Here is a 15362-nt window from a genome sequence, read left to right as displayed (position 1 = left end):
GACTTTGTACGCCATCAGAATGGCCGGACATCCTGACGGGGGGACACGGTCTTGCGCTTCCCTCAACTTGACGTACGCCGAGGGGAAACGGTTGCCTGCGTTCCCGTACGGGTGAGCTCGGCCCCCGTACGGGCCAGACGGTCCCCGCACGCGGCGCTCCCGGCCGTCGTACGAGGTCAGACCCTGTGCTTGTGCGGTGTTTCCGGACCTCTAAGAAGCCTCCCCGCGGAGTACGGCGAGCACTCCATCCAGCTCATCAGGTTTCACGAGAACATCACGAGCCTTTGACCCCTCGCTCGGACCCACGATGTTGCGCGACTCCATGAGGTCCATGAGGCGGCCGGCCTTGGCGAAGCCGACGCGCAGTTTGCGCTGGAGCATCGACGTGGACCCGAACTGGGTGGAGACGACCAGCTCCGCCGCCTGGCACAGCAGGTCGAGGTCGTCGCCGATGTCCTCGTCGATCTCCTTCTTCTGCTTGGTGCCCACCGTGACGTCGTCGCGGAAGACCGGCGCCATCTGGTCCTTGCAGTGCTGTACGACCGCCGCGATCTCGTCCTCGGTCACGAAGGCGCCCTGCATACGGACCGGCTTGTTCGCCCCCATCGGCAGGAAGAGGCCGTCGCCCTTGCCGATGAGCTTCTCCGCGCCGGGCTGGTCGAGGATGACGCGGCTGTCGGCGAGCGAGGAGGTGGCGAAGGCGAGCCGGGAGGGCACGTTCGCCTTGATCAGACCGGTCACGACGTCCACGGACGGCCGCTGGGTGGCGAGCACCAGGTGGATGCCGGCCGCGCGCGCGAGCTGGGTGATGCGCACGATCGAGTCCTCGACGTCCCGCGGCGCGACCATCATCAGGTCGGCGAGCTCGTCGACGATCACCAGGAGGTACGGGTACGGCTTGAGCTCGCGCTCGCTGCCCTCGGGCGTCTTGAGCTTGCCGTCGCGCACGGCCTTGTTGAAGTCGTCGATGTGGCGGTAGCCGAACGCCGCGAGGTCGTCGTAACGCAGGTCCATCTCGCGCACGACCCACTGGAGCGCCTCGGCGGCCCGCTTGGGGTTGGTGATGATCGGCGTGATCAGGTGCGGGATGCCCTCGTACGCGGTGAGCTCGACGCGCTTGGGGTCGACGAGGACCATCCGGACGTCCTCGGGCGTCGCTCTTATCATGATCGAAGTGATCAGGCAGTTGATGCAGGACGACTTGCCGGAACCGGTGGCTCCGGCCACCAGGATGTGCGGCATCTTGGCCATGTTGGCCATGACGTAGCCGCCCTCGACGTCCTTGCCGAGCGCGACGAGCATGGGGTGGTCGTCCTCGGCCGCGTCCGCGAGGCGCAGCACGTCGCCGACGTTGACCATCTCGCGGTCGGTGTTCGGGATCTCGATGCCGACCGCGGACTTGCCGGGGATCGGCGAGATGATCCGGACGTCCGGGGAGGCGACGGCGTACGCGATGTTCTTGGCGAGCGCCGTGATCTTCTCGACCTTCACGGCGGGGCCGAGCTCGATCTCGTAGCGCGTGACCGTCGGGCCGCGCGTGAAGCCCGTGACGACGGCGTCGACCTTGAACTCCGTGAAGACGTTCGACAGCGAGTCCACGACCGCGTCGTTGGCGGCGCTGCGGGACTTGCCGGGGCCGCCGCGCTCCAGGAGGTCGAGCGACGGCAGCGCGTACGTGATGTCCCCGGAGAGCTGGAGCTGCTCCGCGCGCGGGGGCAGGTCGCGCGGCTCGTCCGGCGCGGCCTTGGTCAGGTCGGGGACGCCGGCGCGCGCGGGCTCCTCGGCCGCGGCCCTGCGGCCCGGCACGACGTCCGCGCCGCGCGCGGGAGGCACCGGCCCGGACGGGTCCTGCGGGGCGCGCTCCACGGAGACGCCCTGCGTGAGGTCCGCGACCAGCGGCGACGGCGGCATGCCGTGCATCACGGCGCCGTCGAGCGCGGCGGCCGCGGCGGCGGCCACGTCCACCGCGTCCATGGGGCGGTCCGCAGCGGGCTGCACGGAGGCCCTGCGGGGCCTGCGGCGCTTGGAGAGGGCCTCTTCCTCGGCCTGGTCCGGGGAGGGCTCCTGAGGGCCGTCAGCGGGCCGCCTGCGGCCCCGGGAGCGGGGGCGCGCGGGCAGCGCCTCGCGCCACTGCTCGTCGTACCGCTCGTCGTCCTCGGTGTACTCGGCGTACTCCGTGTACTCCTCGGACGTGGCGGGCTCCTCGATGACGCCGAGGCGCACGCCGAGCGCGCGCAGGCGCTGCGGGATGGCGTTGACCGGGGTCGCGGTGACGACGAGCAGGCCGAAGACCGTCAGCAGGACCAGCATCGGCACGGCGAGGACCTCGCCCATGGCCTTGGTCAGGGGTGTCGAGGCGCCCCAGCCGACGAGGCCGCCCGCGTCCCTTATGGCCTGCATGCCGTCCCCGCGCGCGGGCGAGCCGCAGGCGATGTGCACCTGCCCGAGCACGCCGAGGACCAGCGCGGACAGGCCGATGACGATGCGGCCGTTGGCGTCGACCTTCTCGGGGTGGCGGATGAGGCGCATGGCCATGCCCGCGACCAGCAGGGGCACGAGCAGGTCGAGCCGTCCGAAGGCGCCGGTCACCAGTATCTCGACGAGGTCGCCGACGGGGCCGCGCAGATTGGACCAGGTGCCCGCCGCGACGATCAGGGCGATACCGAGGAGAAGCAGCGCGAGGCCGTCCTTGCGGTGCGCGGGGTCCAGTCCTTTGGCGCCGCGGCCCACGCCGCGGAACATCGCGCCCACGGCGTGCGCGATGCCGAGCCAGATGGCGCGAACCAGGCGGTAGAGGCCGTTGGTGGGGCCCGGCGTCGGCTTCGGGGCGGGCTTCTTGGGCGCCGCGGCCTTCTTGGCGGGCGCCTTCTTCGCCGCGGCCTTCTTCGCGGGCGGCTTCTTGGCGGCGGCCTTCTTCGCCGGAGCCTTGGTCGGCGCGGCCGCCTTCTTCGCGGGCGTCTTCTTGGCTGCGGGCTGACGTGAGGCCATGGGTGTGAGATTACCGGGGGAGGCGACGGTGGACACGTGTGCCTACTGCTTCACCCGTTTGTGTCGCCCTGGCGCGGGCGGCGAACTGACGAGGCTCCACAGGACGGCTGACGAAGGCTCACGGCTGATGCCGCGAGCCACCGACCGACGGCTCGCGGCAGATGCCGGGAGCCACCGACGCATCGTACGGAACCATTGCTTCCGGCGCCTGCGCGGCAGCGCCGGGCACCACAGTGCGGCAGCGCCGCGGACCGTGGCACGACAGCCGCGGGCGCCGCGCGGACGGCCGCCCGGGCCGCCGTCAGTTCTGCGAGGGCACCGACGGCGCGCCGCTGCCGGTGCCCGGCTCCAGGGCGTCAAGAGCCCTGCGCAAACCGGTGAGTTTGCGTTCGAGATGGGCTGCCGTGGCGACGGCCGCCGCGTCGGCGGAGTCGTCGTCGAGCTGTTTGGACAGGGCCTCGGCCTGCTCCTCGACGGCGGCGAGCCGCGCGGACAGTTCGGCCAGGAGACCGGCGGGCTCCTTGGTGTCCTCGGCCGCCGCCTTGCCGCCGCCCTCCAGCTGGAGGCGCAGCAGGGCCGCCTGCTCGCGCAGTTGGCAGTTCTTCATGTACAGCTCGACGAACACCGAGACCTTCGCGCGCAGGACCCACGGGTCGAAGGGCTTGGAGATGTAGTCCACGGCGCCGGCCGCGTACCCCCGGAAGGTGTGGTGCGGGCCGTGGTTGATCGCCGTGAGGAAGATGATCGGGATGTCCCGGGTCCGCTCCCGCCGCTTGATGTGCGCCGCGGTCTCGAAGCCGTCCATGCCTGGCATCTGGACGTCCAGGAGAATGACCGCGAAGTCGTCCGTCAGCAGCGCTTTGAGCGCTTCCTCCCCGGACGATGCCCGCACCAGCGTCTGATCGAGCGCAGAGAGGATGGCCTCCAGCGCCAGCAGATTCTCCGGCCGGTCATCGACCAGGAGGATCTTGGCCTTCTGCACCATGGCCCGCCCTCCTCGCCCCGGCGGTACACCGGGCGCCGCCCCAGGGGACGACTTTCTTGCGTCGTCCGTCCTTGTGCCGGTCATGGTAGCCGCACCCCGCCCGTCGCCACACCCTGTCACCGCGATGTCACTGTGCACGTAGCAGAAACGCAGTGGCGGACCAGAAGGTTCCCCGAATACCGCGGTTCTACACGGCGTCGGCCACACTCTGTCAGCAACTCCGCGTAGCGGTGCGGCTTCTCCGGACGCCTCACCCGCGGTCCGCGGGAACGGCCGGGGGCGGGGCGGCGGCCACGCTCCGTCACTCCGTCCGCATCCACTGCTCCATCACCGACAACAGGTGGTCGGGATCGACCGGCTTCGTCACGTAGTCGGAGGCTCCGGAGTCGATGGCCTTCTCGCGGTCGCCCTTCATCGCCTTCGCGGTGAGCGCGATGATCGGCAGCCCGGCGAACTGAGGCATCCTGCGGATCGCCGTCGTCGTCGCGTAGCCGTCCATCTCCGGCATCATGATGTCCATCAGAACGACCGTTACATCGTCGTGCTGCTCCAGGACCTCGATGCCCTCGCGGCCGTTCTCGGCGTACAGCACCGACAGGCCGTGCTGCTCCAGGACGCTGGTGAGCGCGAACACGTTGCGGATGTCGTCGTCGACGATGAGGACCTTCTCGCCGTCGAACTGGAACCCCGCGCGCGTGGCCGTCGCGTCCTGCGCGGCGCCCTCCTGCCACTGCTCCTGCACTCCCCCGCCGGCCCTGGGGCCGGGCTGCGGAGCCCCGCCGACGGGCTCCGCGGGCAGCGCGGCCCGGCGGCGGCGCCGGAACAGGGCGGCGGGCCCGGCATGCCGCTCCGCGGCCTCCGCACGCGCCGTCCCGGAAGCCGCGGTGTCGTCGGCCGCGTTCCCCGCGGCCTCGGTCAGGCTCTCCAGGGCGGGCAGCGCGGGGGCCGCGGGCGACGCGAGCTGGGCGTACCCCTGCGGCGGCAGTTCGCTCGGGTGCAGGGGCAAATACAGCGTGAAGGTGGAGCCTCGGCCCGGTTCGCTGGCCGCGTGGATCTCGCCGCCGAGCAGCCGGGCGATCTCCCGGCTGATGGACAGGCCCAGACCAGTGCCGCCGTACTTGCGGCTGGTCGTCCCGTCCGCCTGCTTGAACGCCTCGAAGATCACCCGCATCTTGCTGGCCGCGATGCCGATGCCGGTGTCCGCCACGGAGAAGGCGATCAGATCGGCGTCCGGGTCGCGCAGCGAACCGGCCTCCAGGAGCTGCTCCCGGATCGCGTTCGGCACGTCGTTGCTGGCGAGCCGGATGACGAGCTCCACCGCACCGGTGTCGGTGAACTTGACCGCGTTGGCCAGCAGATTGCGCAGTACCTGAAGGAGACGTTGTTCGTCCGTGTGCAGCGTCGCGGGCAGCTCCGGCGATACGCGTACGGAGAAGTCGAGCCCCTTCTCGGCGGTCAGTGGACGGAAAGTGGCCTCTACGTAGTCCACAAGTTGGACGAGCGCGATGCGCGTCGGGCTGACGTCCATCTTGCCCGCCTCGACCTTCGACAGGTCCAGGATGTCGTTGATCAGCTGGAGCAGGTCCGAGCCCGCCCCGTGGATCGTTTCGGCGAACTCCACCTGCTTGGGAGTGAGGTTCGCGTCGGCGTTGTCCGCGAGCAGCTTGGCGAGGATCAGCAGCGAGTTGAGCGGCGTCCGCAGCTCGTGCGACATGTTCGCCAGGAACTCGGACTTGTAGCGCATCGACACCGCGAGCTGCTCGGCCCGCTCCTCGAGGACCTGCCGTGCCTCCTCGATCTCGGTGTTCTTCACCTCGATGTCGCGGTTCTGCTGGGCGAGCAGCGCGGCCTTCTCCTCCAGCTCGGCGTTGGAGTCCTGGAGCGCCTTCTGCCGGTTCTCCAACTCCTCGGAGCGGTCGCGCAGTTGCTCGGTGAGCTCCTGCGACTGCTTGAGCAGCATCTCCGTCTTCGTATTGACGCTGATGGTGTTGACGCTCGTCGCGATCATCTCGGCGATCTGGCTCAGGAAGTCCTTCTGGATCTGTGTGAACGGCTGGAACGACGCCAGCTCGATCACTCCGAGCACCTTGCCCTCGAAGAGCACCGGCAACACGATGACCTGCGCCGGAGGCGCCTCACCGAGCCCGGAGGCGATGCGCAGATAGCCCGAGGGCGTGTTCTCCACGAGGATCGTGCGGCGCTCCTTGGCGGCCGTGCCGATCAGCGTCTCACCGGGCCGGAACGACGTGGGCATCGACCCCATCGAGTAGCCGTAGCTGCCCAGCATCCGCAGTTCGTACGCGTCCTCGTCGCGCCCCGGGTCGTTCGCGTCCTCGGTGGCCATCGCGAGGAAGAACGCGCCGTGCTGCGCCGAGACCACCGGCGTCAGCTCGCTCATGATCAGCGAGGCGACGTCCTCCAGGTCGCGGCGGCCCTGCATCAGACCGGAGATGCGGGCCAGGTTGCCCTTGAGCCAGTCCTGCTCCTTGTTGGCGAGCGTGGTGTCGCGGAGGTTCGCGATCATCGTGTTGATGTTGTCCTGGAGGACCTGGATCTCGCCCGCCGCGTCCACGTCGATCTTCAGATTGAGGTCGCCCCGGGTCACCGCGGTGGCCACGGCCGCGATCGCGCGCACCTGCCGGGTGAGGTTCCCGGCCATCTCGTTCACGGACTCCGTGAGGTCGCGCCAGGTGCCGTCGATGTCCCGTACCCGCGCCTGGCCGCCCAGCTGGCCCTCGGTGCCCACCTCGCGGGCGACGCGGGTCACCTCCTCGGCGAAGGACGACAGCTGGTCGACCATCGTGTTGATGGTCGTCTTGAGCTCCAAGATCTCACCGCGCGCGTCGATGTCGATCTTCTTGGTGAGGTCGCCCTTGGCGATGGCCGTCGTGACCATCGCGATGTTGCGGACCTGACCGGTCAGGTTGGACGCCATGCCGTTGACGGACTCGGTGAGGTCCTTCCACGTGCCCGAGACGCCCGGGACGCGGGCCTGACCGCCGAGGATGCCGTCCGTGCCCACCTCGCGCGCCACCTTGGTGACCTGGTCGGCGAACGAACTCAGCGTCTTCACCATGGTGTTGAAGGTGTCGGCGAGCTGCGCGACCTCGCCGCGCGCCTCGATCGTCACCGTCTTCGTCAGATCGCCGTTGGCGACGGCCGCGGCGACCTGGGAGATGTTGCGCACCTGCATGGTCAGGTTGTTGGCCATCAGGTTGACGTTGTCGCTGAGGTCCTTCCAGATGCCCGTGACGCCCGGGACGCGGGACTGCCCGCCCAGCTTGCCCTCGGTGCCCACCTCACGCGCGACCCGCGTGACCTGCTCGGCGAACGACGACAGCTGGTCCACCATCGTGTTCACGGTCGTGACGAGTTCGAGGATCTCGCCCTTGGCGTCGACGGTGATCTTCTTGGACAGATCGCCGCGGGCGACGGCCGTCGTGACCTCGGCGATGTTGCGCACCTGGAGCGTCAGGTTGTTCGCCATGCCGTTCACGGACTGCGTCAGGTCCTTCCACGTACCCGACACGCCCTGCACCTCGGCCTGACCGCCCAGGATGCCGTCCGTACCCACCTCGCGGGCGACGCGCGTCACCTGCTCCGCGAAGGCGGAGAGCTGGTCCACCATCGTGTTGAGGGTGTTCTTCAGCTCCAGGATCTCGCCGCGCGCGTCCACGTCGATCTTCTGCGACAGGTCGCCGCGCGCCACCGCGGTGGCGACCTGCGCGATGTTGCGGACCTGCGCGGTGAGGTTCCCCGCCATGCCGTTCACGGAGTCCGTGAGGTCACGCCACACGCCCGCGACGCCGGGGACCTGCGCCTGGCCGCCGAGCCTGCCCTCCGTGCCCACTTCCCGGGCGACGCGCGTCACCTGGTCGGCGAAGGCGGAAAGCTGGTCGACCATCGTGTTGATGGTGTTCTTCAGCTCCAGGATCTCGCCGCGGGCGTCCACGTCGATCTTCTGGGAGAGGTCGCCGCGCGCCACCGCCGTCGTCACCTGGGCGATCTGGCGTACCTGGGAGGTCAGATTGCCCGCCATGAAGTTGACGGAGTCCGTCAGCTCCTTCCAGGTGCCGCTCACGCCGTCCACGCGCGCCTGACCGCCCAGACGGCCCTCGGTGCCCACGTCCCGGGCCATCCGCGTGACCTGGTCGGCCATCGAGGACAGCTGGTCCACCATCGTGTTCACGGTGTTCTTCAGCTGGAGCATCTCGCCGGAGACGTCCACGGTGACCTTCTGCGACAGGTCGCCGTTGGCCACCGCCGTCGTCACCTGCGCGATGTTGCGGACCTGGCCCGTGAGGTTGCGGAAGGCGGTGTTCACCGAGTCGGTGAGGTCCTTCCAGGTGCCCGCCGCGCCCGGCACCTGCGCCTGGCCGCCGAGCTGGCCCTCGGCGCCGACCTCGCGCGCCACCCGGGTCACCTCGTCACCGAAGGACGACAGCTGGTCCACCATCGTGTTCACGGTGTTCTTGAGTTCGAGCATCTCGCCCGCGACGTCGACCGTGACCTTCTGCGACAGGTCGCCGTTCGCCACCGCCGTCGTCACCGTGGCGATGTCACGGACCTGCGTCGTCAGATTCCGGAAGACCGTGTTGACGGAGTCCGTCAGGTCCTTCCAGGTGCCGGCCGCGCCCGGAACGTTGGCCTGACCGCCGAGCTGCCCCTCCGCGCCGACCTCGTTGGCCACGCGCGTGACCTCGTCGGCGAACGTCCGCAGCGTCTCGGTCATCTGGTTGATGGTCCCGGCGAGCTGCGCCACCTCGCCGCGCGCGCTCACCCGTACCTTCTGCGACAGATCGCCGTTGGCGACCGCCGTCGTGACCTGGGCGATGCCGCGCACCTGCGCCGTGAGGTTCCCGGCCATCAGATTGACCGAATCCGTGAGGTCCTTCCACACGCCCGCGACGCCCGGCACCTGCGCCTGCCCGCCGAGCTCGCCCTCCGTACCGACCTCGCGCGCGACGCGGGTGACCTCCGAGGAGAACGAGGACAGCTGGTCCACCATCGTGTTGACGGTGTTCTTGAGCTCCAGCATCTCGCCGGCCACGTGCACCGTGACCTTACGGGACAGATCGCCCTTCGCCACGGCGGTCGTCACCAGCGCGATGTCCCGCACCTGCGCCGTCAGGCGGTACGCCATCGTGTTGACCGAGTCCGTGAGGTCCTTCCACGAACCTGACATGCCGCGCACCCGGGCCTGCCCGCCCAGCTTGCCCTCCGTGCCCACCTCGCTGGCCACGCGCGTGACCTCGTCGGTGAACGTGGACAGCTGGTCCACCAGGTTGTTGACCGTGCGCCCGACCTTCAGGAACTCGCCGCGCAGCGGATGGCCGTTGCCGTCCGCCACGTGCGCGCGCAGCTCCATGCGCTGCTCCAGATCGCCGTCGGCGACCGCGGAGAGCACCCGGCCGACCTCGGAGACCGGACGTACGAGATCGTCGACCAGGTCGTTCGCCGCGTCGATCGCGGCCGCCCAGGAGCCCTCCATCGCCCCGGCCTCGAGGCGCTCTGTGAGCTTGCCCTCACGCCCCACCGTGCGCCGCACCCGCGACAGCTCTCCGGTGAGGTGCAGATTACGGTCCGCGACCTCATTGAAAACGGCGGCGATCTCCGACATCGCGTCGTCGCCCGTGACCGTGAGCCGTTTGCGGAAATTCCCGTCCCGCATGGCCACAAGGGCGGTCAGCAGCCTGTTCAGGGCCGCCGCCTCCACCGTGACCGTCGTCCCGTTCCGCGGCTTGCGCTGACCGTTCAGGGACCGTCCGTCTTTCGCGCGCGTCTTACTGCCCCGCGTCGCAGCGCCAGACTCCACTGTGTCCCTCCCTCAAGGGTCGACCGTACTGCTCGTCTCAAGCCTGCCCAGTGTTTCACCACGGCCGAACCAGGCCATAACAGTTCGGCAGCTTCGCACACCGTCCGCACACCCTCCGGGCGGAAACACTGGCGACCGGCATCAGCATGGACGGCGAAGGTAAGTAACCTGGCATCCGGCTGTCCAACCACCCCGGTCCTGCCCGGCCAGGGCGGTGGCACACATATTCGGCGGGCATCGGAGGGGCGGCCGCACCATGGGACTGCAGATTCCCGGGGGACAACGGACGAGGAGCTCTGTGATCACCGCGCGCGCGGCTGCGACTTTCGAACCCGTCGGGCGTTCCGTCGCGACGGCCCGCTCGTTCGTCAGGGACACCCTTCAGGGGTGGGGGTTTTCGGACATCGTCGACGACGCGGTCGTCCTGACCAGCGAGCTGGTCACGAACGCCGTCGTGCACGCGGGCACCGCCGCCGACGTCCAGTGCCTGCGCACCGACGACACCGTCCGCATCGAGGTCTCCGACCGCTATCCCGAGCGCGAGATCCCCCTCCAGAACTCCCCCGCGACCATGGGCAGCCCCGACCGCGAGGGCGGCCGCGGCCTCCAGCTCTGCGCCGCGCTCGCCACCCGCTGGGGCGTCGACTACACCCCCACGCACAAACAGGTCTGGTTCCAACTCGACCTGCCCGACCGCCCCGTGGGCACCCGCACCGCAGGACCCACGCTGCCGCCCGACCTGCTCCCGATCACCGACGGCCGGGTCCGCGTCGCCGTCGTCCAGATCGACCGCGCGGGCGCCATCTCCGCCTGGAACGAGGACGCGGAAGAACTCTTCGGGTACGTCGCCGAGCAGGTCACGGGCAAGCCCCTCACGGACTTCGCCGCCTGGCCGCACACCCCGGGCACCAGCACCGGCATCGCCGACGCCCTCCAGCTCTCGCGCTGGGAGGGCAGCTACGGCATCCGTGACGCCGACGGCCGCGTCACCCCCGTCTACGCCTCCCACCTGCGCGTCCGCGACACCGACGGCGAGCCGTCCACGGTCTGTCTGCTCGTACGCGACGACGAGCGCGCGGTCCTGCAGACCCCGCTGCGCGGCCCGTCGCCGGAGTCCGGCGCCCTCAGCGAGCCGCACGCCGCCGACCCCTTCGAGGTCTTCATCGGCACCCCCACGCCCGAGGACCTGGACGGCCTGCTCCAGCGCACCGTCGAGCGCGCCCGCGACATGCTCGACGGCGACGCGGCCTTCCTGCTCCTGGCCACGGACGACGAGACGGAACTGGAAGTACGCGCTTCCACCGGCCTGCCCTCCGCCCGCCAGCGCTTCGCCCGCGTCCCCGTGGAGGCGGGCACCGGACGCTACGGCTCCGCCCGCATGCCCGCCGTCCACGAGGACCTCACGGTCGTCCCGGACGCGGTGCCCCTCCTGAAGAGCACGGGCATGCGCTCGGTCGTCACCGTCCCCCTGAAGGTCGAGGGCCGCCTCACGGGCTCCCTCGGCGTCGCCGCCGAGGCGCCGAACCGGTACTCGAACGAGGAGGCCCTGCGCCTGCAGTTCGCCGCCGACCGCATCGCCCTCGGCATCGAGTCGGCCCGGCTCGGCGATCTGCAGCGGCTGCGCCGCGGCTCCCTCTCCTTCCTCGTCGAGGCCTCCGACCTGCTCGCGGGCACGCTCGACCGGGACCAGACCCTGGCGCTCATGGCACAGATGACGGTCCCCACGCTCGCCACCTGGTGCGCCGTCTACACCATCGCCGACCAGGCATCGGAGCCGTACCTCTCGTACGTCCTGCACGAGGACGAGGAGCGCATCGATGGCTTGAAGGCGCTCCTCAAGAAGGTCGACCCGCCGGAGCCGGTGCCCACCCCGGGCGCCCGCATCTGGAAGGCCCCGTCCGAGGCCGCCCACCAGTCGGCCCTGCGCACCTCCATGCGCAACCTCGGCCTCGGCGAGCCCATGTCGTCCCTCGGCGGCATCGGCACGTCGCTGTCCACGGCGTCCGCGGTGGGCGGCGAGACGGTCGTCCTGCCCCTGGTCGCCCGCAACCGCGTCATCGGCATGCTCACGCTCGGCAAGCCCGCCGACGAGCACTTCCGCCAGGAGATCCTGGAGCTCGCCGAGGACCTGTCCCGCCGGGCCGCCCTCGCCCTGGACAACGCCCGGCTGTACTCGGAGCGCACGGCCATCAGCCAGTCCCTCCAGCGCAGCCTGCTCCCGCCCGGCCTGCCCCAGGTCCCCGGCGTGGAGGTCGACGTCATCTACCGCGCGGCGGGCGAGGGCAACGAGGTCGGCGGCGACTTCTACGACCTGTTCCCTATCCGCGACGGCGCCTACGGCTTCGCCATCGGCGACGTGTGCGGCACCGGCCCCGAGGCGGCCGCCGTGACCGGCCTGGCCCGGCACGCGCTGCGCCTCCTCGCCCGCGAGGGCTTCGGCGGCCCCGCGGTCCTGGAGCGTCTGAACGCGGCGATCCTCGACGAGGGCGCCCGCAGCCGCTTCCTCACCCTCCTGTACGGCGAGTTGTGGCCCCAGGAGGACGGCTCGGCGGTCCTGAAGGTCGTCTGCGCGGGGCATCCGCTGCCGCTGCGCCTGCGCCAGGACGGCACGGTCGAGCCGTACGCGGAGCCGCAGCCGCTCCTCGGCGTCATGGAGGACCTCGAACTGTACGAGCAGACGATGACGCTCGACCCGGGCGACGTCCTGCTCTGCGTCACCGACGGCGTGACCGAGCGCCGCGAGGGCACCCGCATGCTGGGCGACGACGGCCTCGCGGACGTCCTGACGACCTGTACGGGTCTCACGGCGGGCGCGGTGGCGGCGCGCATCATGCGCGCGGTGGAGCGCTTCGCGACGGACGCGCCGTCGGACGACATGGCGATCCTGGCGATGCGCGTCCCGGAACTCCACAGCTGAATTCCCGTGCCGGTCCCCGTGCCGCGGAAGGGCAGGGGGACCGGCCAGTGAAACGAAAAAGGCCACCGCCTGTGAGGCGGTGGCCTTTTCGAATGGAGCCCCCAAGCGGAATCGAACCGCTGACCTTCTCCTTACCATGGAGACGCTCTACCGACTGAGCTATAGGGGCCAGTTGCGCCTTTCGCGGTTTTCCGCGCGGCAACGAAATAAATCATACCCGAACATCAGGCGGTCTCGAACCACCCTGCTCCAGCGGCTAAAACGCCGGCTGGAGCAATCCTCCGAGCGCGTTGCACGCCGATACGATCCGCTGGAGGTCGCGCCGGGACAGCCAGGCGTCGACGGGCAGCGCCAGCGCCTCGTCCGCGGCCCGCTCCGTCTCCGGCAGCTCCACGTCCCGCCAGAACTGCGGCGTGCGGTGCAGCGGCGTCTTCACGGGCACCCGGCAGTCGACTCCCTTGGCCCGCAGGACCCGCGCGAAGGCGTCCCGGTCCGGCCGCCCGTTGCCGGGCACGCGCACGACGTACCGCTGGTAGCTGTGGCTCTCGCCGCCGGCGGGGGTGTGCACGCCCTTCAGCCGGGCGGTGAGGTACGCGGCGTGCGTCCGCCGCCGCGCGACGTCGTCGTACGTCGCGTCCTGTTCACCTTCTTCGAGCACCAGCATCCCGTGCCGCTGCCCGAGGGCGTGCATCCGCGGCATGTCGGCCTGGCCCCCGAAGCGCCGGACGACGACGACAGCCGCCGTGTGCTCGGTGCGGACCGCGTCGACCGCGTCGACGTCGAGGCAGTACGTGGCCGGGTCGATGTCCGCGAACACCGGCATGGCTCCTGCGGAGATCACGGCTTCGGCGATCGAGGAACTCCCGTACGCGGGTACGACGACCTCGTCGCCGCTGCCTACGCCTGCCGCTCTGAGCAACGCTTCTGTCCCCATGTGACGGATGCTGATCGCGCAACGTGAACGGCAAGTAACGCAAAACAAAAAAGAGCTGGTCCCTGAACCGAAGTTCAGGGACCAGCTCTTATCAAAGTTTGTTCGGCGGCGTCCTACTCTCCCACAGGGTCCCCCCTGCAGTACCATCGGCGCTGTAAGGCTTAGCTTCCGGGTTCGGAATGTAACCGGGCGTTTCCCTCACGCTATGACCACCGAAACACTATGAAACTGTGAACTACCGCACCACACCATCCCAGGTGTGGGGTTGTTCGTGGTTTCAGAACCAACACAGTGAACGCGAGCAACTGAGGACAAGCCCTCGGCCTATTAGTACCAGTCAACTCCACCCGTTACCAGGCTTCCATATCTGGCCTATCAACCCAGTCGTCTACTGGGAGCCTTACCCCATCAAGTGGGTGGGAATACTCATCTTGAAGCAGGCTTCCCGCTTAGATGCTTTCAGCGGTTATCCCTCCCGAACGTAGCCAACCAGCCATGCCCTTGGCAGAACAACTGGCACACCAGAGGTTCGTCCGTCCCGGTCCTCTCGTACTAGGGACAGCCCTTCTCAATATTCCTACGCGCACAGCGGATAGGGACCGAACTGTCTCACGACGTTCTAAACCCAGCTCGCGTACCGCTTTAATGGGCGAACAGCCCAACCCTTGGGACCGACTCCAGCCCCAGGATGCGACGAGCCGACATCGAGGTGCCAAACCATCCCGTCGATATGGACTCTTGGGGAAGATCAGCCTGTTATCCCCGGGGTACCTTTTATCCGTTGAGCGACGGCGCTTCCACAAGCCACCGCCGGATCACTAGTCCCGACTTTCGTCCCTGCTCGACCCGTCAGTCTCACAGTCAAGCTCCCTTGTGCACTTACACTCAACACCTGATTACCAACCAGGCTGAGGGAACCTTTGGGCGCCTCCGTTACCCTTTGGGAGGCAACCGCCCCAGTTAAACTACCCATCAGACACTGTCCCTGATCCGGATCACGGACCCAGGTTAGACATCCAGCACGACCAGAGTGGTATTTCAACGGCGACTCCCCCGATACTGGCGTACCGGGTTCACAGTCTCCCACCTATCCTACACAAGCCGAACCGAACACCAATATCAAACTGTAGTAAAGGTCCCGGGGTCTTTCCGTCCTGCTGCGCGAAACGAGCATCTTTACTCGTAGTGCAATTTCACCGGGCCTATGGTTGAGACAGTCGAGAAGTCGTTACGCCATTCGTGCAGGTCGGAACTTACCCGACAAGGAATTTCGCTACCTTAGGATGGTTATAGTTACCACCGCCGTTTACTGGCGCTTAAGTTCTCAGCTTCGCCACCCCGAAGAGTGACTAACCGGTCCCCTTAACGTTCCAGCACCGGGCAGGCGTCAGTCCGTATACATCGCCTTACGGCTTCGCACGGACCTGTGTTTTTAGTAAACAGTCGCTTCTCGCTGGTCTCTGCGGCCACCCCCAGCTCTGGCAGCAAGTGCCGTCACCGGGTGTGGCCCCCCTTCTCCCGAAGTTACGGGGGCATTTTGCCGAGTTCCTTAACCATAGTTCACCCGAACGCCTCGGTATTCTCTACCTGACCACCTGAGTCGGTTTAGGGTACGGGCCGCCATGAAACTCGCTAGAGGCTTTTCTCGACAGCATAGGATCATCCACTTCACCACAATCGGCTCGGCATCAGGTCTCACCCTCATGTCATCCGGATTTGCCTA

The 15362-nt window shown here is 68.7% G+C and carries 5 protein-coding genes, 1 tRNA gene and 2 rRNA genes (1 of these 8 running past the window's edge); 1 reads left to right on the top strand and 7 read right to left on the bottom strand.

From position 1 onward, the window contains the following. Positions 1–210: 210 nt before the first annotated feature. From MQV74_RS29720 to MQV74_RS29710, 3 genes are all read right to left on the bottom strand, one after another. Positions 211–2988 (bottom strand): DNA translocase FtsK, encoded by a 2778-nt coding sequence (locus tag MQV74_RS29720; protein ID WP_242724457.1) that lies wholly within the window; start codon positions 2986–2988, stop codon positions 211–213. Positions 2989–3289: 301 nt separating this feature from the next. Beyond that, the gene (locus MQV74_RS29715) at positions 3290–3973 is read right to left on the bottom strand and encodes a response regulator (RefSeq protein ID WP_144321270.1); all 684 of its coding nucleotides are present in this window, start codon (positions 3971–3973) and stop codon (positions 3290–3292) included. Between the two features lie 301 nt (positions 3974–4274). After that, complete coding sequence (locus tag MQV74_RS29710) at positions 4275–9788, bottom strand: HAMP domain-containing protein (RefSeq protein WP_242724455.1); 5514 nt, start codon at positions 9786–9788, stop codon at positions 4275–4277. A gap of 256 nt (positions 9789–10044) precedes the next feature. Here MQV74_RS29710 and MQV74_RS29705 point away from each other — a divergent pair, with 256 nt between their 5' ends. Continuing rightward, on the top strand, positions 10045–12705 hold the full coding sequence (locus tag MQV74_RS29705) for a SpoIIE family protein phosphatase (RefSeq protein WP_242724453.1): 2661 nt from the start codon (positions 10045–10047) through the stop codon (positions 12703–12705). Positions 12706–12798: 93 nt separating this feature from the next. On the opposite strand, the gene MQV74_RS29700 is transcribed toward MQV74_RS29705, so the two are convergent. From MQV74_RS29700 to MQV74_RS29685, 4 genes are all read right to left on the bottom strand, one after another. Continuing rightward, positions 12799–12874 (bottom strand) — tRNA-Thr (locus MQV74_RS29700). An 87-nt stretch (positions 12875–12961) separates the two neighbouring features. Then, positions 12962–13624, bottom strand: coding sequence for a DegT/DnrJ/EryC1/StrS family aminotransferase (locus MQV74_RS29695; RefSeq protein ID WP_242729222.1), 663 nt, complete (start codon positions 13622–13624; stop codon positions 12962–12964). Positions 13625–13739: 115 nt separating this feature from the next. Continuing rightward, positions 13740–13856, bottom strand: a 5S ribosomal RNA gene (gene rrf / locus MQV74_RS29690). A 90-nt stretch (positions 13857–13946) separates the two neighbouring features. Beyond that, a 23S ribosomal RNA gene (locus MQV74_RS29685) occupies positions 13947–15362 on the bottom strand (it continues 1708 nt past the right edge of the window).

Source organism: Streptomyces sp. AN091965 (assembly GCF_022698285.1).
Classification (GTDB): Bacteria; Actinomycetota; Actinomycetes; order Streptomycetales; family Streptomycetaceae; genus Streptomyces.
This window is presented reverse-complemented; position numbering and strand designations above follow the sequence as displayed.